This is a genomic window from Rhodanobacter hydrolyticus (genome assembly GCF_044904645.1).
Genome location: NZ_JADIKK010000008.1, coordinates 4514121 through 4534253, shown reverse-complemented (window position 1 = coordinate 4534253; position 20133 = coordinate 4514121). Strand labels below are relative to the sequence as shown.

Annotated in this window: 14 protein-coding genes; 7 read left to right on the top strand and 7 right to left on the bottom strand. The window is 65.3% G+C overall.

Going from position 1 to position 20133, the window contains the following annotated elements:
- Nucleotides 1-154: 154 nt before the first annotated feature.
- Together guaA and tadA are read left to right on the top strand one after the other, a co-directional pair.
- Entirely contained in the window at nt 155-1735 is a 1581-nt protein-coding gene (gene guaA, locus ISP25_RS22795) for a glutamine-hydrolyzing GMP synthase (RefSeq protein ID WP_404611962.1), read from the top strand.
- Between the two features lie 78 nt (nt 1736-1813).
- Complete coding sequence (tadA, locus tag ISP25_RS22790) at nt 1814-2293, top strand: tRNA adenosine(34) deaminase TadA (RefSeq protein WP_404611960.1); 480 nt, start codon at nt 1814-1816, stop codon at nt 2291-2293.
- A 175-nt stretch (nt 2294-2468) separates the two neighbouring features.
- Here tadA and motB read toward each other — a convergent pair whose 3' ends face one another.
- From motB to ISP25_RS22765, 5 genes are all read right to left on the bottom strand, one after another.
- Nucleotides 2469-3533 carry a flagellar motor protein MotB gene (gene motB / locus ISP25_RS22785; RefSeq protein ID WP_192157286.1) on the bottom strand — a complete coding sequence of 355 codons (1065 nt, stop codon included), beginning with the start codon at nt 3531-3533 and terminating at the stop codon, nt 2469-2471.
- Nucleotides 3530-4399, bottom strand: coding sequence for a flagellar motor stator protein MotA (motA, locus tag ISP25_RS22780; protein WP_192157288.1), 870 nt, complete (start codon nt 4397-4399; stop codon nt 3530-3532). The genes motB and motA overlap by 4 nt, the downstream gene beginning before the upstream one ends.
- A 212-nt stretch (nt 4400-4611) precedes the next feature.
- Complete coding sequence (locus tag ISP25_RS22775; protein ID WP_404611957.1) at nt 4612-7734, bottom strand: efflux RND transporter permease subunit; 3123 nt, start codon at nt 7732-7734, stop codon at nt 4612-4614.
- Nucleotides 7731-8897 (bottom strand): efflux RND transporter periplasmic adaptor subunit, encoded by a 1167-nt coding sequence (locus tag ISP25_RS22770; RefSeq protein WP_404611955.1) that lies wholly within the window; start codon nt 8895-8897, stop codon nt 7731-7733. Before ISP25_RS22770 ends, ISP25_RS22775 begins: the two co-directional genes overlap by 4 nt.
- A 2-nt stretch (nt 8898-8899) precedes the next feature.
- Nucleotides 8900-10399 carry an efflux transporter outer membrane subunit gene (locus tag ISP25_RS22765; RefSeq protein ID WP_404611953.1) on the bottom strand — a complete coding sequence of 500 codons (1500 nt, stop codon included), beginning with the start codon at nt 10397-10399 and terminating at the stop codon, nt 8900-8902.
- Nucleotides 10400-11087: 688 nt separating this feature from the next.
- On the opposite strand from ISP25_RS22765, the gene ISP25_RS22760 reads away from it, so the two are divergent.
- The 3 genes from ISP25_RS22760 (at nt 11088) to ISP25_RS22750 (ending at nt 13808) form a co-directional block, all read left to right on the top strand.
- On the top strand, nt 11088-12989 hold the full coding sequence (locus tag ISP25_RS22760) for an AI-2E family transporter (RefSeq protein WP_404611951.1): 1902 nt from the start codon (nt 11088-11090) through the stop codon (nt 12987-12989).
- 277 nt (nt 12990-13266) lie between these two features.
- On the top strand, nt 13267-13623 hold the full coding sequence (locus ISP25_RS22755; protein WP_192157296.1) for a YciI family protein: 357 nt from the start codon (nt 13267-13269) through the stop codon (nt 13621-13623).
- A complete protein-coding gene (locus ISP25_RS22750) occupies nt 13620-13808 on the top strand; it encodes a hypothetical protein (RefSeq protein ID WP_404611949.1) in 189 nt (62 codons plus the stop codon). Before ISP25_RS22755 ends, ISP25_RS22750 begins: the two co-directional genes overlap by 4 nt.
- A gap of 192 nt (nt 13809-14000) precedes the next feature.
- On the opposite strand, the gene ISP25_RS22745 is transcribed toward ISP25_RS22750, so the two are convergent.
- Together ISP25_RS22745 and ISP25_RS22740 are read right to left on the bottom strand one after the other, a co-directional pair.
- The gene (locus ISP25_RS22745) at nt 14001-15362 is read right to left on the bottom strand and encodes a thioredoxin family protein (RefSeq protein ID WP_404611947.1); all 1362 of its coding nucleotides are present in this window, start codon (nt 15360-15362) and stop codon (nt 14001-14003) included.
- Nucleotides 15352-18402 (bottom strand): TonB-dependent receptor, encoded by a 3051-nt coding sequence (locus tag ISP25_RS22740; RefSeq protein ID WP_404612084.1) that lies wholly within the window; start codon nt 18400-18402, stop codon nt 15352-15354. Before ISP25_RS22740 ends, ISP25_RS22745 begins: the two co-directional genes overlap by 11 nt.
- Nucleotides 18403-18898: 496 nt before the next feature.
- On the opposite strand from ISP25_RS22740, the gene lexA reads away from it, so the two are divergent.
- Both lexA and imuA read left to right on the top strand, forming a co-directional pair.
- Nucleotides 18899-19501 (top strand): transcriptional repressor LexA, encoded by a 603-nt coding sequence (gene lexA / locus ISP25_RS22735; protein WP_404611945.1) that lies wholly within the window; start codon nt 18899-18901, stop codon nt 19499-19501.
- Between the two features lies 1 nt (nt 19502).
- On the top strand, nt 19503-20129 hold the full coding sequence (gene imuA / locus ISP25_RS22730) for a translesion DNA synthesis-associated protein ImuA (RefSeq protein WP_404611943.1): 627 nt from the start codon (nt 19503-19505) through the stop codon (nt 20127-20129).
- The last annotated feature ends 4 nt before the right edge of the window (nt 20130-20133 follow it).

The window sequence follows — 20133 nt, the reverse complement described above, 5'->3', positions numbered from 1 at the left end:
TCGTTCCGGCGCAGGCCGGAGTCCAGTGCCTCAGGTGCCACGAAAAAAGTCACTGGATCCCGGCCCTCGCCGGGATGACGGTCATGAAGACTTTCGCAGGTCAGAGCGTTGCGGCGTTCCGGCCTTTCTCTCTCGATTTCCGATCAACGCCGCCATGACCAACATCCATAGCGACAAAATCCTCATCCTCGACTTCGGTGCGCAGTACACGCAGCTGATCGCGCGTCGCGTGCGCGAGCTTGGCGTGTACTGCGAAATCTGGGCGTGGGATCACGACCCGGCCGAGATCGCCGCGTTCGGCGCCAAGGGCATCATCCTTTCCGGCGGCCCGGAATCCACCACGCTGCCAGATGCACCAAGCGCGCCGCAGGAAGTGTTCGACTCCGGTCTGCCCATCCTCGGCATCTGCTACGGCATGCAGACTTTGGCCGCGCAGTTGGGCGGCGCCACGGAAGCCGCCGACCAGCGCGAGTTCGGCCACGCGGAAGTGGACATCGTGGCGAAAAGCCGGCTGTTCGACGGTCTCTCCGATCACGGCGATGCGCACCGCCTCGACGTCTGGATGAGCCATGGCGACCACGTCAGCAAGGCGCCGCCGGGTTTTGCCATCACCGGCAGCACCGACCGCATTCCCGTCGCGGTGATGGAGGACGAGGCCCGTCGCTGGTACGGCGTGCAGTTCCATCCCGAAGTGACACACACGAAGCAGGGCAGCGCGCTGCTCAAGCGCTTCGTCACCGACATTTGCGGCTGCGCCACGCTGTGGACCGCGGCCAACATCATCGAAGACCAGATCGCCCGCGTGCGCGCGCAGGTGGGCAGCGACCACGTGTTGCTCGGCCTTTCCGGTGGCGTGGATTCCTCGGTGGTCGCCGCGCTGCTGCACCGCGCGATCGGCGAGCAGTTGACCTGCGTGTTCGTGGACACCGGCCTGTTGCGTTGGCAGGAGGGCGACCAGGTGATGGCCACGATGGCCGAGCACATGGGCGTCAAGGTCATCCGCGTCAATGCCGTCGAGCGCTATTTCAAGGCGCTGGAAGGCGTGGCCGACCCGGAAGCCAAGCGCAAGATCATCGGCCGCCTGTTCGTGGAGATCTTCGACGAGGAATCCGCCAAAGTCACCGCCGCCGGCCACGGCCAGGTGAAGTGGCTGGCACAAGGCACCATCTATCCCGACGTGATCGAGTCGGCCGGCAGCAAGACCGGCAAGGCCCACGTCATCAAGAGCCACCACAACGTGGGCGGCCTGCCCGAGCACATGAAGCTCAAGCTGATCGAGCCGCTGCGCGAACTGTTCAAGGACGAGGTGCGCCGCATCGGCGTGGAACTCGGCCTGCCGCGCGCGATGGTCTATCGCCATCCGTTCCCCGGCCCGGGCCTGGGCGTGCGCATCCTCGGCGAAGTGAAGCCGGAGTACGCCGAACTGCTGGCGCGCGCCGACGCCATCTTCATCGAAGAGCTGCGCGCCTGGGATCTCTACGACAAGACCAGCCAGGCCTTTGCCGTGTTCCTGCCGGTGAAATCGGTGGGCGTGGTGGGCGACGCGCGCGCCTACGAATGGGTGATCGCACTGCGCGCCGTGGAAACCATCGACTTCATGACCGCGCACTGGGCGCACCTGCCGTACGACTTCCTCGGCAAGGTCTCCAACCGCATCATCAACGAACTGCGCGGCGTTTCCCGCGTGGTCTACGACATCAGCGGCAAGCCGCCGGCGACCATCGAGTGGGAGTGAGTCTATTTATAGGTTCTGGCTTGCCCCCGAAAGCCGGCGCAGTGCCGGCTTTCTCGTGATCGTTTACCGTTTGCCCACATGACCGAAGAAACCCGCCAGCCTTTCACCGCCGAAGACGAGGCCCACATGCGCCGCGCGCTGCAGCTCGCCGCGCATGCCCGTGACGCCGAGGGCGAGGTGCCGGTAGGTGCGGTGCTGGTGCTGGGCGGCGAAATTGTCGGGCTGGGCTGGAACCGCAACATCACCTTGCACGATCCCACTGCCCATGCAGAGGTGATGGCTTTGCGCGCGGCCGGCGAAAGACTCGCCAACCACCGCGTTGTCGGCGCCACGCTCTATGTCACGCTGGAGCCATGCGCGATGTGCGCGATGGCCTTGATACACGCCCGCATCGGCCGTGTGGTCTACGCGGCTACCGACCCCAAGACCGGTGCCGCCGGCAGCGTGTTCGACACCCTGATCGATCCGCGCCACAACCACCGCCTCTCCGTGCAGGGTGGCCTGCTGGCCGAAGAGTCGTCGGCCATGTTGCGGGAATTCTTCAAAGCCCGGCGCTGAGCCGTTGCGCCTCGATGGTCAGGGCCGAGCCGTCGTTGGACTTCTGCACGACGGTGAATTGGCCCACGATCACCCTGCACTGAAGAAGCTCCGGCAGTCGTTCTTCCAGCGGCAAACCAGCTGACCAGGATGCGCATGTCAGCCCGCGGAAGCGGCGGCCCGCGACGGGTCCCGTTCAACCGGCGCCTTGCTTGCTTCCCGCGGCGTGCAAGGTTGGCGGTTCAGGCAACGTGGCGATGGCCGCGGACGGTGGTCCGGGCGACGCCAGCGGCACATGTGCATCATTTGCTGACACGGGCGGAACAGAAGGCGCCGGTGTCGGCGAAGCCGGAGTATCGCGGTTGGACTGCGGAGCGTTGTCCACCATGCCGCGTGAAAGCGCCTCGGCCTCGGCTTCCTTGGTCATCACGATGATGCTGATGCGCCGGTTGATCGGATCACTGGGGTTGGCCTTGTCCAGCGGTACCGAGGCGGCCAGGCCCACCACCCGGGTCACCTTGTCGTCCAGCATGCCGCCGGCGATCAGGGCCCGACGCGCGGCGTTGGCGCGGTCGGTGGACAGTTCCCAGTTGCTGTAGCCATTGTTGTTGTCGTAGGAGGCGTCGTCGGTGTGGCCGGTGATGCTGATGTGGTTGGGCACGCGGTTGATGAACTTGGCCAGTTCCGCCAGCAGCGTTTGCGTGTAGTCCCGCAGCCGCGCGCTACCCAGGTCGAACATCGGCCGGTTGAGCTTGTCCACGATCTGGATGCGCAGTCCCTCGGATGTGATGTCCAGCAGCAACTGGTCCTTGAACGGCGCCAGTGCCTGGCTCTTCTGGATCGCTGCGTTCAGTTCGTCTTTCAGTTCTTCCAGGTGGGCACGATCGAGTTCGCGGGCGCGCTTTTCGATCTCGTCCTTCGAGGGAGCGCCAACCGGACCGTTGTGTCTATCCTTGCCTGGGCCGTGCGAGAGATCCATCGCTCCGCCCAGTTGGATCAGGGAGTCGCTGGCGCCGCCGGGCCCGGCCTTGCCGGGTGGCGCCACCGTGGCAGTGCCTGGCGTGGCGCTGGGGTTGCGGAAATATTCGGAGATCGCGGCTTTCTGCTCGCGCGTGCCGACGCCGATGATCCACATCACCAGAAAGAACGCCATCATCGCGGTGACGAAGTCGGCGTAGGCGACCTTCCAGGCACCGCCATGGTGACCGTGGCCGCGCTTCTTCACCCGCTTGATGATGATTGGCGGGGCGGCGTCGCTCACGCGCCGGCTCCGGAATGCACCTTGCCGAGATGCTCCTCCAGGTCCTGGAAGTTCGGGCGAGCGTGCGCGGAGAGCACCTTGCGGGCGAACTCGACGGAGACCTTGGGGTTGTAGCCGCGCAGGTTGGCCATCAGGCCCACCTTCACGCATTCGAAGGCCTTGCCGTCCTCGCGCACGCGAGCCTCCATGGCTGCTGCCAACGGGCCGATGAAGCCGTAGCACAGCAGGATGCCCAGAAAGGTGCCGACCAGCGCGCCGGCGATGTGCTCGCCGATCTTGGAGGTATCGCCAGAGAGATTGGACATGGTGGTGACGATGCCGAGCACGGCCGCCACGATGCCGAAGCCCGGCAGCGCGTCGGCCATCTTCGAAACGGCCATCGCGGGTACCTCGGCCTCCATGTGGTGGGTCTCCACCTCGGCGTCGAGCAGCGACTCCAGCTCGATCGCCTCCATGTTTCCGCCAACGATCAGGCGCAGGCAGTCGGTGATGAATTCAACCATGTGCCGTTCGCCGAGCAGCCGCGGGTAGGCCGCAAACAGCGGGCTCGATTGCGGGTCCTCGATGTGCGCCTCCATGCCGAGCAGGCCTTCCTTGCGCATGGCGCTGAAGATGTCGTACAGCAGCGAAAGCAGGTCCACGAAATCCTGCCGGCGGTAGGCCGGCCCCTTGAACAGGGCCGCCATGTCGTGCAGCGCGGCCTTCACCACCTTGCTGGAGTTGGCGGTGAGAAAGGCGCCGATCGAGCCACCGAAGATGATCAGCAGTTCGTAAGGTTGCCACAGTGCCAACAGATGGCCATGCGACAGCACGTAGCCGCCCAGCACGCAACCGATGACGACCAACGATCCGACGAGAACCAGCATGTATGACTCCGAATAGCGCGCGCGTTGCTGCCATGCGTATCGGTCGTTGCGAGGGAAGCTTGAGCGCGGAACGCTCGACCGCGGACGGTACGCGTGCGTACCGTTCCGTGTCGATAGGCTTCTCCAAAGCGGATGCCACGTCGCGCCGACTGCCGAACCTAAGCCTGCAGGCCGGCTCGCCGATGCCGGCGCAGCCCGCCTCGGACGAAGGATCACACCTGCAGGCGGTCGTCCTTGCGCGCGACGAGGCTGTACAGGGCGGGCATCAGGAAGATGCTGATTGCCAGCCGCGTGAACAGGCCGCTGACGATCACCAGCGCGAACGGCTTTTGCGTGTCGGTGCCGACGCCGACCGCGATGGCGGCCGGCAACAGGCCCAGCGCGGCCACGAGCGCGGTCATCATGATCGGGCGCAGGCGCAGGATCGCTCCCTCGCGTATGGCCTCGTCGATCGGCGTGCCGCCCAGGCGCAACTCGTTGACGTAGGAGATATAGACCACTGCGGTCTGCACCGACACGCCGAACAGCGCCAGGAAGCCGATGCCGGATGACACGGAAAACGGCGTGTGCGTGAGCCATAGAGCGACGATGCCACCGACCGGCGCCGACAGCAGCACGCCGAGCACGGTGATCAGCGGGAACTTGAAGTTGCCGTACAGCGCGAACAGCAGCAGGAAGATGACGGCCAGCGTGAGCGGCAACACGATGTTGAGTTGCCGGTGCGAGGCCGTGTATTCCTTGTATTCGCCGCCCCAGTCGAGACGATAGCCCTGGGGCAGTTTCACCTGCTTCGTGACCTGCGCCATCGCATCCTCCACCGCGCCGGCGAGGTCGCGGCCCTGCACCGAGAACTGCACGCCGATATAGCGCGAATCGTTCTCGCGGTAGATGAAGGAGGCGCCGTTCTCGACCGTGATGTCGGCGAATTCCTTCAACGGGATCTGCTGGCCGCCCGGTGTCGCGACCGGGATGTCGCCGATCTGCTGCGGGTTGTTGCGGTACTGCGGGAGCAGGCGCACCACCAGGTCGAACTGCTTCTCGCCCTGTACCACCTCGGTGGCGACGTCGCCGCCGACCGCGGTATTGATCAGATTGTTGATGTCGTCGACGTTGATGCCGTAGCGCGCGGTCTTGGCGCGGTCGATCTTGATCGCGAGATTGGGCTGGCCCAGCTCGTGCACCAGCGTCACGTCGGTGATGCCGCGCACTTTCTCCATCACCGCCTTGATCTGCTTGCCCTTGGCCTGCAGCGTGCGCAGGTCCGACCCGTACACCTTCACCGCCAGCGCGCTCTTCAGCCCGGTCTCGGCCTCGTCCACCGCATCTTCGGCGGGCTGGGTGTAGTTGAACTGGATGCCAGGGAATTTCTGCAGCTTGGCGTCGATCGCGGCGATCAGCGCCTGCTTGTCGCGGTAGGCACCATGCCATTCCGAATACGGCTTCAGGCCGACGAAGAATTCGTCGTTGAAGAAGCCGGTGGAATCGGTGCCGTCATCGGGACGCGCCAGTTCCGATGCCACCGTGGTGACGACCGGGAAGGAGCGCAGAACTTCGCGGATCTGCGGCGAGATTTTCGCGGCCTCGTCGAACGAGATCGTGTAGGGCATCGTCGCGCGCACCCACAAGGCGCCTTCATCGAGCTGCGGCATGAATTCCGCGCCCATGAAAGGCACCAGCAGCAGAGACAGACCGAGCAGCGCGAGCGTGGCGATCGTGATGCGCCACGGATGCGCCAGGCACGTATCCAGCCATTTCGCATAGCGCGTCTTGATGGACTCGAAGATCGTGTTGCGGCGTTCGCGCACGCCCTTGCGCATGAACCACGCGCAGAGCACCGGCAGCAGGGTCAGCGTGACGATCAGGGAGCCGACGATCGCGAAGATCATGGTGTCGGCCATCGGCTTGAACAGCGTGCCGGACGGCCCGCTCAACACGTAGATCGGCAGGAAGCCGGCCACGATGACGCCCACCGCGTAGAACAGCGGGCGATCGACCTCGGCCGCCGCGTCGCGGATGACGCCGCCGATGTCCAGCGAAGTGCCCTGGCGCAGAGCGAGTTGGCGGTAGATGTTTTCCACCATCACCACCGCGGCATCCACCAGGATGCCGAAGTCCACCGCACCGATCGAGAGCAGGTTCGCCGAGGCGTTCTGCAGGTGCAGCCCGCAGAACGCGAACATCAGGGCCAGCGGGATCGTGACCGCGACGATCAGGCCGGCGCGCAAGTCGTACAGGAAGAACACTAGCACCGCGATCACCAGCAGCATCCCGACCAGCAGGTTGTGCCGCACCACTTCCTTGGTCTGCTGGATCAGGTCGGTGAGGTCGTAGAACGGATGGATCTTGACGTCTTTCGGCAGGATCTCGTCGTTGAGTTCCTTGGTCTTGGCCTCGACACGCTGCAGCACGTTCTGGGTCTTGGCCCCGGTCAGCGTCAGGATCACACCCTCGACCGCGTCGTCCTGGCCCATGTAGCCGAACTCGCCCAGGCGCGGTGCAATGCCGATCTCGACCTTGCCCACGTCCTTCACCAGCACGGGTGTGCCGTTGTGCACGGCCAGCACCACGTTGCCGATGTCCTCCAGCGTCACCATCCGCCCGAGTCCGCGCACGTAGAAGAACTGGCCGCCTTGCTGGTAGAAGCCGCCGCCGGCGTTGCTGTTGTTCGCGGTGAGCGAGGCTTCGATCTGCGTCACGCTGAGGCCCAGCGCAGCGACCTTCACCGGGTCGAGCAGCACCTGGTATTGCATGTTGCCGCCGCCGAACGCGGAATCGTCGGCGACGCCAGGCACCGACCGGTACTGCGGCGCGATCACCCAGTCTTCCAGGGTCTTCAGCTCCATCGGCGAGCGGTCGGAGCTCTGCAGCACGTAGCGGTAGACCAGGCCGGACGGCGGCGACATCGGCGAGAGCGATGGCGTGACGCCGCTGGGCAGGGTGATGCCAGGCAGGCGGTTGTACACCTGCTGTTGCGCGAAATAGTCGTCGACGCCGTTGGCATAGGTGAGCGTGACGTCCGACAGCCCGTAGAGCGAGATCGAGCGCTTGGTCACCAGGCCCGGGATCGCGTTCATTCCCAGTTCCACCGGCACCGAAATCAGGCGTTCGACTTCCTCCGCCGAATGGCCGGGCCACTGGGTAATGATTTCCGCCATGGGTGGCGACAGATCCGGATACGCATCCATCGGCAGGGAGTTGTAGGCCCAGATGCCGGCGACCGTGAGCGCGCACGACAGCAGCACGATGAGCAAGCGCTGCTGCAACGCGAAGGCGACGATGCGGTTGATGATCGAAGCGTCGCGCTTCGATGCGTCGGGGGGCGGGGCGGCGATCATTGGGTCTGGATGAAATTGAGGAAGATCGCGCCGTCCATGACCACCTTGTCGCCGGTATGGAGGCCTTGCGGGATCACGTAACGGTCGTCGATCCGCTCGCCCAGCGTAACGGGCATGCGTGCATAGCCGCCGTCCTGCGCGACCACGTAGACGAAGGGCAGGTTCTCGTCGTCGCGCAATACCGCCGATACGGGGACCAGGATGCCCGTCCGTGCGTCGCGCGACCGGATCCGCACCGAGACGTACATCTGCTGCTTCAATACACCGTCCGCATTGTCGACCGCGACGCGGGCGGTCGCCGAACGCGTATTCGGGTCGATCACCGAGCCGACGTTGGTGACCTTGCCGGCGACGGGTTTGTCGCCGTCGCCGATTTCGACCTCGGCGGGATCACCTACCTTCACCGCACCGAATTCGCGGTCGAACAGTTGGCCCATCACCCACATCTTCGAGGTATCGGCGATGGTGAAGCAGTCGGTGGTTCCCGCCGACAGCAATTGCCCAGGCGTGATCGACTTGACGACGACGGTGCCAGCGATCGGGGCGCGGATCACGCCGGAGCCGCCTGTGACCGGCCGGCCGGCCTGGATGTCGGCGATGGTTTTCGGGTCGACGTGCAAGCCGACCAGCACCTGCAACGCCGCATCGCGGTCGGAATCGGCACCAGCCGCGTCGGATTGCGCCTGCGCGTATTCGCGCTGCGACACCGCCTGGTGTGCGTAGAGGTCGCGGTCGGTCGAGGCGATCTGGTCGGCCGCCTTGGCCGCGGCCAGGTTCTTGCGGTACGTGTCTATCGCGGCGGCGAAGTCGGGCGAATCCACGAGGGCCAGCGCCTCTCCCTGCTTCACCGTCTGGCCCAGCGTCACCAGCAGTTTCGCGACCGGCCCCGAGATCGGCGCGAGCACGTCGGTCGAGCGGTTGTGGTCGAAATCCACCATGCCGGTGGTGTTGATCACGGTCTGGTAGGACGAGGGTTCGACCGTGTACAGATGGATGCTCTGCTGCTGCGCCTGGGTCAGGGTGACGTTCTGCGGCGTCGTCGCAGCGGACTCCGGTTCGCCCGTATTGGACGAGCAGGCGCCAAGTGCGACAGCCGCGAGCAGGACCGCGAGCGCAGCGCCATGGCGCATGGAGGCAGGGAAGGGCGAGGCAGGTTTATTCATCGTCACTGCGTGCTCAGATCGGAGTGGTGCCACCAGCCGCCACCCAGCGCCTGGTACAGCGCGGCCGTGTCGGCGAAGCGATTGGCCTGGGCTTGCACGAGGGTGATTCGTGCCTGCTGCCAGGTTTGTTCGGCGGTCAGCCATTGCAGGTTGCTGGCATAACCGGCCTTGAGTTGGTGCTCGGTGAGGTCCAGCGTCAGCTTCGCGGCCTGCTCGGCCTTTGCCGCGGATTGCAGCGCCTTCGCGTCCTGATCGAGTGCGACCAGCGTGTCGGCGACGTTCTGGAACGCCGCAAGCACGGTGCTGCGGTATTGCTCGTCGGCCTCGACAAAGGCGGCCTTCGCCGCGCGCTGCTGGTGCAACAGGGTGCCGCCCTCGAAGATCGGTGCGGTGATGCCTGCCGCCATGTCCCAGAAGCCGGTGCCCCCGGTGAACAGTTTGGAAAACTCCAGCGAGGTGCTGCCGGTGTCGGCGGTGAGCGTGAGGTTAGGCAACCGCGCAGCCGTGGCCACGCCGACCTCGGCGCTGGCGGCATGCAGGTTGGCCTGCGCCTGGCGCACGTCCGGCCGTTGCGCCACCAGGGCCGAAGGCAGGGAGAGCGGCAGAGCCTCGGGCAGGTGCAGGCTGTCCAGCGTGATCTGGTCGCCGGCTGCCTGCGACGGGAAGCGGCCCGCCAGCACCGCAAGCAGGTCGCGTTGTTGCGCCAGTTGCTTCTCCAGTGGCGGCAGTGTTGCCTCGGTCTGCGCCAGTTGGGATTCCTGCGCGGCCAGATCGACCCGGCTCGCGTAACCCTTGGCGAACTGGTAGCGCAGGATGTCGAGCATCTTCGTGTTCTCGTCGACCAATTGCCGCGTGGCGTCGATCTGCGCCTGCAGTGCGGCCAACTGGATCGCCGCCACCGCTACGTTCGAGGCCAGCGTGTTCCAGGCCGCGATCATCTGGAAGCGTGCGGACTGCTCCTGCGCCTTGAGCGACTCGACCGAGCGCCGGTTCGCGCCGAACACGTCGGGCGTGTAGGAAATCGAGAGCTGCGGCGTGTACAGGTTGTACAGGAAGGCATTGGAATCCGGCACGGGAGCCAGCGAACCGGCCTGGCGCTGGCGGCTGGCCGACAGGTTCGCCGACACGCTGGGGAAGAATGCGCCGCGTTGCGCCAGCATGTTCTCGTGCGCCACGCGCAGGGCTGCCTGCGCGGCCTTCAGGTCCGGGTTGTGCGCCAGCGCCTGCTTGATCAGCGCGTCGAGTGGCGCGCAATGGAACAGCGTCCACCAGTCGCCGGGAATGTCCGCGCCCGAATCGAAATGCTGGGCCGAGCCGGCTGCCACGCCTGGCGTGGCAGCCGTCGCCGCAACGGGATGCGGGGTGTAGCTGCTGACGGCAGGTGGCGCAGGCGCCTTGAAATTCGGGCCCACCGCGCAAGCCGCAAGCAGCATGGCGGCGGCCGGCACGGTGAATCGCAGGGCTTGCGCCACGGGGATGCGGACAAACGGCAAGGCAACCATGGCGAACCCGTACTCTCCTCATGCATTGTTCTGCCAAGCGGCATGGCCGCTTGAACCTGGCGAAAGACGAACTCCGCGTCCCCTCATGCTTCGACTCTGGACGCCGCCGCCGCGCGGACATCGCTTGGATGCATTGCGTGCGGCAGAAAGCTCAGGACCGGATCAAGAGGTGCAAGCTCCCGGCGCTGCTTGTCGCAGGCACCTCGAGCGAGCACAAGTCGCTGAAGATATTCCCTCATGGCAGGCGCGGCAACGATGAATTTTCTTGCGGTGGGGCCATCGCGATGGGGTGCGTATCCAACCGTCCTTTCCTGTCCATTCTTTCGAGCTTGCGGCGCGGACGTTTGTGTCATTGCAAGGAACAAGGTGGTTTCGGATGCCTACCGGCGTCAGGTTTTCTTCTCTTTGCTGGCCCATGCCGTCGCGGGCGCGATGGCGAACGGCGAGGCTGGCCGATGGGTCGAGAGCAGGATGCCCTGACCAAAGAGAAGCAAGCCGGAGAAGCGGCCTGGCTCAAGCCGCCGGGACTGCCGGTGCGTTGTGTCGCGGATTTGGGGAGTGCTTTCGCCCGTGCGACAGACGATGCGCTGCGCCGTGTCTGGGAACCGGGGGGACGTAAAGGCGCGATTGAAGCAAACGGCGCTGGCGGAGGCTAAGCTGCTCTCGGTGTCCGGCCAAAGGGGTAAAGATGTCAACGAACGAGGTTGCCGCACCCAGGTTGCAGGCGATGGGGATACTGGCCACCGCCGCGATGCTTGCTCTGCTGTACTTCGGGCGCGAAGTGCTGGTTCCCGTGATGCTTGCCTTGTTTCTCGGCGCGCTGCTGAACCCCTGGGTGCGGCTTGGCTTGAGGCTTGGGCTCGGGCATGGCCTCTCCGTCCTTCTGGTGGTGCTCGTCACCTTGGGCATCACGCTCGGGATGGCTCTCGTGCTCGGTTCGCAGGCGACGCACCTGGCGCGAAGCCTGCCGCAGTATCAGTCCACCATCCACGCCAAGTTGCAAACCCTGCGTGGCCTGACGGTAGACCGTTTCGAAAGCATGCAAGGCGAATTGGGCCGCGTCATCGAGCCGGCGACCTTGCCTGCCGGACCGGAGCAGACTGCTGCCGTCGCGACAGTCCCCAGTCCAGCGGTCGTCCCTTCCGATGCATCGGCCGCCATTCCGGGTACGTCGCTGACCATGCTTTCGCACCTGCTGACGGTGGCATGGGTGCCGTTGCAGACGGGCGGCATCGTGCTGGTGGTTCTGGCGTTCGTCCTGCTGGAACACGAATCCTTGCGCGACCGCTTCATCCGCCTGGCCGGGGGCGCCGACCTGCGCGCCACCACCATGGCGATCAACGATGCGGCGGAGCGCCTTTCCCGCTTCTTCATATCGACGTTCTCGGTGAATACGGCCGTCGGCGTGGCGATCGGGGCCGGCCTGTGGTGGATCGGCTTGCCCAATGCGCTGCTTTGGGGGGCGCTGGCGGCGATATTCCGGTTTGTGCCTTATGTGGGCGTGTGGCTGGTGGCCGGATTGACGGTGCTGTTTGCCGCCGCCGTGGTGCCGGGCTGGTCGCTGGTGGCGATGACGGCGATCCTGTTCGCCGTCGTGGAACTGATCGTGTCGCAAGTGATCGAGCCGCTGCTCTACGGACACACCACGGGACTGTCGCCGCTGGCGGTGGTGGTCGCCGCGATTTTCTGGAGCTGGTTGTGGGGGCCGATCGGTCTGGTGATGTCCACGCCATTGACCTTGTGCCTGGTGGCGGCAGGCCGGCACGTGAAAGCCCTGGATCTGTTGACCATCCTGCTGGGCGACGCGCCTGCGTTGACGATGCCGCAGCGGCTCTACCAGAGGGCGCTTTCCGGCGACGCCCAGGAAATCCTGGACGAGGCACGCCGCTATCTCAGGAGCAGAACCTTCGGTGCCTACTGCGACGCCATCGTGCTGCCGGCCCTGCAGTTCGGTCGCATGGACCTCGAACGCGGGGTGATTCGCGCCGAGCAGCTGAGGATCCTGCGCGAAACCATCGTGGCGGTGATCGAGACGCTGAGCGGGGAAGGGCGGACGCGGTCATGGCGCCGGCGTCGCCCGGGTGTCCTCAACGAGGCGAATATCGGGCGCCAGCTCCGGCAACGCCGCGAGGAGACGCATGGGCGCTGGCAGGGCTCGCTGGCGGTGCCCGCCGGTTCGATCGCGATTTGCATGGGGATGGGAACAGCTTACGACGACCTGACCACGGAGTTGCTGACGCGCGTGTTGCGCGGATTGCGTGTCGATGCGCGCCATCTGGCAATCGACGATCTGCAGAACTTCGACGACGAGCCGCACCCGGATCTCACCCCCGGTGCGGTCGCGTTGATCTATCTGGTCGATACCGGAACCGAGGCGATGCGCGAGCGCGTGGATGCGCTTGCCGCGAGACTGCACCAGCGCATGCCCGGGGCTCGCATCATTGTCCTGTGCCTCCCCGGGTTGCTGGCCCCGAACCCGCTCGACTTGTCCGAATGCCCGCATGTCGATGCCGTGACCGGTTTGCTGGAAGAGGCGGCGCAGTACGCTCTTCCGGTCGCAACGAAGACCGGCGTCCAAAACGTGGCTTGAAGCGGCGACGAGGCGCCTTCTCCGGAGCAGGTCCCGGGCGTGAGATCCAACCGCCCGGTTCGGAAATCTTGCAAGGAGCCGACGGGAAATCCTGAAGGCGCCAGAGGCGACAGAGAAGCCCAATGGCCAATCGGAAAGATGGCTGGGCAGCCGATCCACGTTTTGATGCGAAATAGCCGAGATTTTTCCGGGCAGCTTGTCGAATTCCGGCCGCGCCGTTCGTCGCTATGGCAAAGGTTGGTTACCCGTCCGGTCGATGCCCTGTCAGGAGACGAAAATGCCGCAATATCTGATCTCTACCTACATTCCCGATGACTTCGATCCGTCGCTTGTCACCAAAGAGACCATCGATGCCATCCACGCGCTCAATCGGGAAATGATTGCGGCTGGCGTCAGGAAGTTCGCGTGCGGCCTGAGCCCGAAGGCCGTAACAATCCGATCGCAGCCCGACGGTGAAGTGGTCGTCACCGATGGACCGTATGCGGAGGCGAAAGAGTTCGTGGGAGGTCTTTCGATACTGGAAACCGAGAGTCTGGACGACGTGCTGGCGTGGGTGCGCAAAGGCGCCAAGGTGATTCCTGGCGTGGCCGAGGTGCGGGAAATCTTCTTCAATCCGGCTCCCGCGGAAAGTTGAGCGACAACGTCGGCAGCAGGCGCACTTTGCGTGAAAAATCGGGCGTCGGCGCGTTTCTGCGCGGAATGGTCGATCTTCGGAAGCGGGTACTGTGCAAGAACAAGATCGGCGCAACGGCTGTCACGGACTTCGCACTGCTAGCAAGGCCCGACGCCCTCTTCCGCACGTTGGAAAGAAGATTTTGAACGGACTCCTGGAACAAGGGCGGGGCGGCATGGACGGAGAGAACGCCTCAGTCATGGACTGAACTCAAGGTCCTGGCGCCAGCCTTACGCGCACCCAAGAACTGAGGCCGGTGCTTCCACGACCAAGGCGCTTTCTCTCCCATGCGGAGACGAGAAAACGCCTATGCGACGTGGCTGTCCGTTGGCATCACGTTACGACTGGAGCTCCGCCTTCAGTGCGGCTGCCTGCCTCGGGTACCACGGGCCGTTGGCAGCCAGCACGTCGCTGGCGAGCTTCCTGGCCTCGGCATCCTTGTGCAGTGCCTTGAGCGCGCGTACCTGCTGCAAGGTTACGGCCAGGCGGTTGGCACCGTAGGACTTGTCCGCCGCCTTGTTCAAATAGGGCAGCGCTTCCGCCGGGTTGCCGCCATCCAGCAGGCTGCGGCCATAGCGGTAGGCGTAGACGTAATCGTCGGGATAGGCGGCGATCAGCTGCCGCTGCACGGCATCCAGTTCGTCCTTGCGTCCGGCGCGAACGAGATAGGCACGCAGGTTGTCGGCCTGGTTGCGATCGCTGGCGAGGTTGGTGCCGAGGTGCTGGCGGGTGAGTGCGATGGCGCGGTCGAGCACGGCCTTTTCGGCGGCGCTGTCGCCCAGCAGCTTGTCGACGTCGGCGCTGGTGAGCACGGCGCTGCGCTGGTCGGCGCAGGCGGGTGAAGGGACCAGCACCTGGGTGTTGACGTAATCGTCCAGTGCCGCGCGCTGCGGTGCCAACAGCGCCTTGCGCCTGGCCTCGGGGAGCTTGGCGCTGGCTTCGAGCAGGTTGTCCAGCACATAGGGACGCTGGCAGCCGATATTCTGCGCCAGCACTTTCTGCGCGCTGCGTATCACGGCCGGGTCGTTGTTGGCGTCGCTTGCCTTGAGCAGGGTGAGCTGGTCGAGCGCCAGCGTGACGCGGGGCTGCTTGCGCGCGGCTTTTTGCGTGGCGGCCGGCAGGCTGGCGAACCAGCCCAGGCCTGCCACGCCGTCGTTGCGGGCCTGGTAAGCCTCCAGTGCGTTGGCGACGTCATCGACGGAACCCTGCCTGGCCTGCTTCTCGAAGTCCTGCAGCGTATCGCCGTGCGCAAGGATGGCGTCGATGCGTGCGTAGAACTTGTCGCGCGGCTGTTCTGCCGCGATGCGGCCAAGCTCGTTGCCGTTGGCATCGAGCACCACGTAGCTGGGCAGGAAGCTGATGTTGAGCTTCTTCATCCAGAGTTGCGCATCAGGCGAATCGGCATCGGATTCCACCACGATGGCTTTGTGCTTCACCGCATTCCATTCCGGCCCGGTCAGCACGTGACTGGCCATGTAGTAGCAGGAGTAGCACCACACCGCGGAGAAATCGACCAGGACCGGACGATGCTGCTGCGCGGCTTCCTTGAGTGCCTCGGCGACGGTGGCGGGCGCTTGTTCGTCGGCCGCGTGGGCCAGCACCGGAGCCAGCAGTACGAAGGAGAACGCCAGCGTCGCCTGGCGGAGCAAGCTTGGGAAGCGCATGGGAATGGCCTTGCGGGTGGTGGCGTCAGAAATCATAGGTGGCGCTCAGGCGTGCGAAGCGGGGCTGCTGGCGTACCACGGCCGAACCATACAGCGGGTCAGGGGTGTTCGGCGAAATCTGGTAGTACGGATAGGCGTTGAGTATGGCCTGCGAATTGAACAGGTTGAACACGCTCAGCGACAGGCTGAGCTTGTGGTCGGCGAAGGCCGGGCGATACGTGACCCCCACGTCCACCTGCTTGTTCCACGGCAGGCGGTGCGTACCCGGCGGCGAGGGCTGGCCGCCGCACCAGTGGTAATAGCTGCCGTAGCCGTCCGGGTCGGTCTGGTTCGGGCCGTAGAAGCCCAGGCAGTTGCGCGGGTTGCCCGACACCAGCGACAGGTTGCCCGACACCAGCCATTCCGGCGTGAACTGGTAGTAGCCGAACAGCTTGATCTGGTGCCTGTGGTCGTTGCTCTGCGCGCCGTTGCTGTAGGACATCAGTTCCGGGAAATCCCAGTCGATGCTGGTGGACGCCGCGGTCTGCTGGATGTCCGAGCGCAGTTGGCCCTCGGTGTCGCCGTAGCTGTGCGAGAGCACGTAGTCGATCTTGCCGTACCAGTGGCCGTCGAACGGATGCTCCAGGAAGGTTTCCAGTGCGTCGTACTGGCGCTTGAGCTGCGGGAAGCCGAACTCGGCATTGGACAGCGTGACGCTGCGATAGGCGCCGCTGGTATCCACCACGGTGAAGGTATTGGCGCGCCCCGGGTTGATCAGATAGCAGCTGTTGGTGGCGCTGACGTCGTAGCCCAGCGCCGCGGCCTTGGCCTCGATGGTGGCCACGTCGCAGTAGTCGTCGATGCCGTTGCGCAGCACGCGCCGGGTGAGCTTGGCACCGTAGGTCCACGCCTCGCCGAGGGTCTTGTTGAAGCCGAGGATGAATTCGTCCTGGTACTCCGACTTGATGTTCTGCGCCGTCACCGTCTTCGGGTCGGGCAGCACGCCGTAGGTGTTGTTGGGCGACACCGGATTGGAGAACGCGGTGACGCCGGTGGGCGTTCCGTCGGCGGCGATGCCGCTGTAGGTGAAGTATTGCTGGGTCGCCACATAGGCGCCCGCGGCGTTCAACGCGGGATTGAGCGGTAGCCCCAGGTAGTAGCGGCCGGCGTTGCCGTAGACCTTGAAGCTGGCATCGCCGTTCACGTCCCAGCTGAAGCCCAGGCGCGGCGCCCATTGCGCGCTGCGCTGGCGGATGTAGGGCTGGCCATCGGCGTTGTAGTCGGTGAACTGGTCGTTGCGCAGGCCCAGCGAGAGCAGCCAGCGGTCGTTGAGCTGCCACTTGTCCTCGATGTACTGCGCGCGCTGTGCCGAGCGCACGCTGGCGATGGAGCTGTCGACATACTTGATGGCGTAATAGCCCGACGCACCGCCCGGGTAATTGGCCGGCGCGCCCACGCCGAGATTGGGGATCAGCGCGACGGTGGGTGTCGTGGTGTAGGCGTAGTCCCAGTAATAGCCGGGCCCGGAGGTCTGGCTGCCCTGGTCGATGGCGCGCGAGTTTTGGTTGTCGATGCCGACCGACAGCGTATGCGGGCCCAACTGGTAGCTCAGGTCGATGCGCAGGTTATTGGTGGTGTCGTGGCGGTTCGGGTTGTACAGCGAGGAAGTGACCTGGCTGTTGCCGATGGGCGATCCACCGCCGAGGTAGGCCGGGTTCTGGTTCTGCGTGCCGGTGACGTAGGTGAGGTCGCTGTCGTAGTTGCCCGGCACGTCGTAGTTGGCCAGGTTCATCTTGCCGTACAGCGCCGAAAAGGTGAGGTCGTCGGTGACGTAGCTGGTGAACTTGGCGGTGTACAGGTTGCCGCCGGTCTTGGTGTTGTCCGCGTCGTTGATGAAGCTGCCGCGCGCCAGCGTGCTGTAGTCGTAGTTGTAGATGCTGCCGGAGGTCTCGTCCTTGTTGGACGCGGCGGTCACTTCCAGGATGTTGCTGTCGGTGAGGTTCCAGTCCAGCTTGGCGTACCACTTCGGCAGATCGTAGTGGTAGCTCACGTAGGGCGAGGCGCTGCTCACGTTGTTCACCGTGTCGCCTTCCTGCCTCGATGCTTCGGCGGCCAGGAACAGGAACAGCTTGTCCTTGATCAACGGGCCGCCGAGGTAGGCGTCGTAGGTGGTGGTCCATTCGCGGTTCTTGCTGTTCGGGTCGTACAGGCTGCCGGCGATGGGCGAGGCGGGCAGGCCGTTGGTGTAGTAGGTGTTGGTGCCATTGGCCTGGGCGAACTCCGGCTGCCACAGCACCTGCGCGCCGAAATGCCACTCGTCGGTGCCGCGCTTGCCGACCACGTTGATCACGCCGCCGTCCGACCGCCCGTACTGCGCGCTATAGCCGCCGGTATAGATCTCCTGTTGTTCGATGGCGCCGTAGGGCAGGGTGAGGCCGCCCAGCCCGCGTTGCGGTTCGGTGGTGTTGAAGCCGTTGATGTAATACGCGTTCTCGCTGGCCGACGAGCCGCCGAAGGTCGCCAGCGACTGGCCGGTGGGGCCGGTGTAGCCGCCGCTGTTGTTGACCACGCCGGGCGCCAGCAGGGCGATGGCCTCGGCCGAACGGGCCAGCGGCAGGCTGGCCAGTTCCTGCGATGTGATGACGGTGCGCGAGTCCACGGTGGTCACGTCGATGGCGGGCGTGGCATTGGCCGTGACGTTGACCGCGCCGAGGTTCTTGGCCGCCTCGAACGAAACATCGGTGCCTGCACCCACGCGCAGTGAAATGTCATTGCGCGTGTCCACGACGTTGCCGCCACGCAGCAGCGACACCGCATAGGTGCCCAGGGGGAGTTCCGTCGCGTTGTAATGGCCATGGCTGTCCACCGTCACGGTGCGGCTGATGCCGGTGCTGCTCTTGATCAGGACGCTGTCGCCGCGGGCATCGGGCACCTGGCCGAAGATGCTGCCGGTGGTGGACTGGCCCAGTACGGGCGCGGCATTGAGCGCGAGCAGGGTGGCCACGGCAAGGGCGCCAAGACGAAGTCGGGGAAGGCTGGAGCGATTCAAGGGCTGATTTCTCTCGAGGGGACGGGACGTGGGGGCCGCCCGGCGCATCCATGCGCAGGGTGCAGGCTGGGATTGGCAATGCATGACCCCATGCCAGGAAGAGGGGAGGGAGCCGTTCCTGGCGGCCTGCCGGCTTGCCTCGCGTCACGTCGCGAGGTGCCGGGCTGGATGTCGATGTAATCGCATCTTTGAATCGGTTTAAAGACCGGATGGCATGAAGATTCGGGTCGTTCATATAGCCATTGGTTATAGGGCGCCTGCCGTTTGCCAGGCGATGGGATGGACGTCCAAACGCCAAGTCACCCATCCAAGTCACCCATCCTGGACGAGCATTCGCATGTCCGGTCACGAAGAGAATCGGGACGGACGGATACCTTTTGCGGAACAGCCTGGCGAGCTGTCATCCGTTCTTGTCCGACAGCGCCACCTCGGGATCAAGGAGGTCAACGGGATACCGTAACCATCCGGTGTCGACGTGGAATGAGGTGGACGTGGGCGGAAGGGGACTCGCAATTCGTCACGGCGAGGTGTACAAATGTACACCATGTCCCCCGAACCCTCCAGACGCCATCAGATCCTCGCCTTTATCCAGCGCCGGATCGCTGCCGGGCAGCCGCCCAGCCTCGCGGAGATCGCCGAAACGTTCGGATTCGCCTCGCGCAACGCCGCGCAGAAACACGTGCTGGCGCTGGCCGAAGCCGGATTGATCGAGCTGGTGCCGAATCAGAAGCGCGGTATCCGCCTGCCTGGGGCGGGGCGGCCGGACGTGGTGGCACTGCCGATCCTGGGCCGCGTCGCCGCGGGTGCCCCGATCGGACCGGACCTCGGCCAAGACCAGGAACTCTGGCTGGATGGACGCCTGTTCGCCCGTCGCCCGGATTACCTGCTTCGGGTGCAGGGTGATTCGATGATCGACGATGGCATCTTCGATGGCGACCTCGTCGGCGTGCACCGCACGCCGGAAGCCCGGGACGGGCAGGTCGTCGTCGCCCGCGTCGATGGCGAAATGACGATCAAGCGCCTGCAGCGCAAGCGCGACGGTATCCGGCTGTTGCCGCGCAACCCGGCCTATGCACCCATCGTGGTCTCGCCCAGCCAGGACTTCGCGATCGAAGGCATCTACTGCGGCCTGGTGCGTCGGGGCTGACATGGCGGGTATTGCCGCGCTCGAATCCCTGTTGGCCACGCAGACCCTGTGGCATGCCGGTCGCGCCACGGCCGGCACCGCGGGTGGCGAGTCTACCGGCCATGCGAATCTCGACGTGCTGTTGCCGCAACGCGGGTGGCCGCGGCGCGCGCTCACCGAGTTGCTGCTGCCGGCCGACGGCGTCGGCGAGCTGTCGCTGCTGCTGCCCACGCTGGCGCGCTTCACCCGGGCCGGCGCCACAGTCGTCCTGGTCGCGCCGCCGTATCTGCCCTATGCCCCGGCTTGGCAGGCCGCCGGTGTGGACCTGCTGCAACTGGAAGTGATCGATGCGACACCGCGCGATGCGCTATGGGCGTTCGAGCAATGCCTGCGCAGTGGCGCTTGTGCAGCGGTCGTCGGCTGGCCGCTGCAGGCCGACGCCGCGGCGCTGCGCCGCCTGCAGGTGGCGGCCGACAGCGGTGGCTGCGTGGGCTTCGCACTGCGCGATCGCTCGCATGCGGACAACCCGTCGCCTGCGGCACTGCGCCTGGAATACAGCCGCGACGGTCAGCGCACCGGTGCCTGGCATGTGCGCAAGTGCCGCGGCGGCCCGGTGCCGGCGCAGGCCTTCGCCGCGGGGGCGTGGTGAGGCG

Bases quoted from the DNA above. Each gene is read 5' to 3' on its own strand.
- guaA (WP_404611962.1), top strand. From the start codon at position 155: ATGACCAACATCCATAGCGACAAAATCCTCATCCTCGACTTCGGTGCG.
- tadA (WP_404611960.1), top strand. From the start codon at position 1,814: ATGACCGAAGAAACCCGCCAGCCTTTCACCGCCGAAGACGAGGCCCAC.
- motA (WP_192157288.1), bottom strand. From the start codon at position 4,399: ATGCTGGTTCTCGTCGGATCGTTGGTCGTCATCGGTTGCGTGCTGGGC.
- ISP25_RS22775 (WP_404611957.1), bottom strand. From the start codon at position 7,734: ATGATCGCCGCCCCGCCCCCCGACGCATCGAAGCGCGACGCTTCGATC.
- ISP25_RS22770 (WP_404611955.1), bottom strand. From the start codon at position 8,897: ATGAATAAACCTGCCTCGCCCTTCCCTGCCTCCATGCGCCATGGCGCT.
- ISP25_RS22765 (WP_404611953.1), bottom strand. From the start codon at position 10,399: ATGGTTGCCTTGCCGTTTGTCCGCATCCCCGTGGCGCAAGCCCTGCGA.
- ISP25_RS22760 (WP_404611951.1), top strand. From the start codon at position 11,088: ATGTCAACGAACGAGGTTGCCGCACCCAGGTTGCAGGCGATGGGGATA.
- ISP25_RS22755 (WP_192157296.1), top strand. From the start codon at position 13,267: ATGCCGCAATATCTGATCTCTACCTACATTCCCGATGACTTCGATCCG.
- ISP25_RS22745 (WP_404611947.1), bottom strand. From the start codon at position 15,362: ATGATTTCTGACGCCACCACCCGCAAGGCCATTCCCATGCGCTTCCCA.
- ISP25_RS22740 (WP_404612084.1), bottom strand. From the start codon at position 18,402: ATGCGCCGGGCGGCCCCCACGTCCCGTCCCCTCGAGAGAAATCAGCCC.
- lexA (WP_404611945.1), top strand. From the start codon at position 18,899: ATGTCCCCCGAACCCTCCAGACGCCATCAGATCCTCGCCTTTATCCAG.
- imuA (WP_404611943.1), top strand. From the start codon at position 19,503: ATGGCGGGTATTGCCGCGCTCGAATCCCTGTTGGCCACGCAGACCCTG.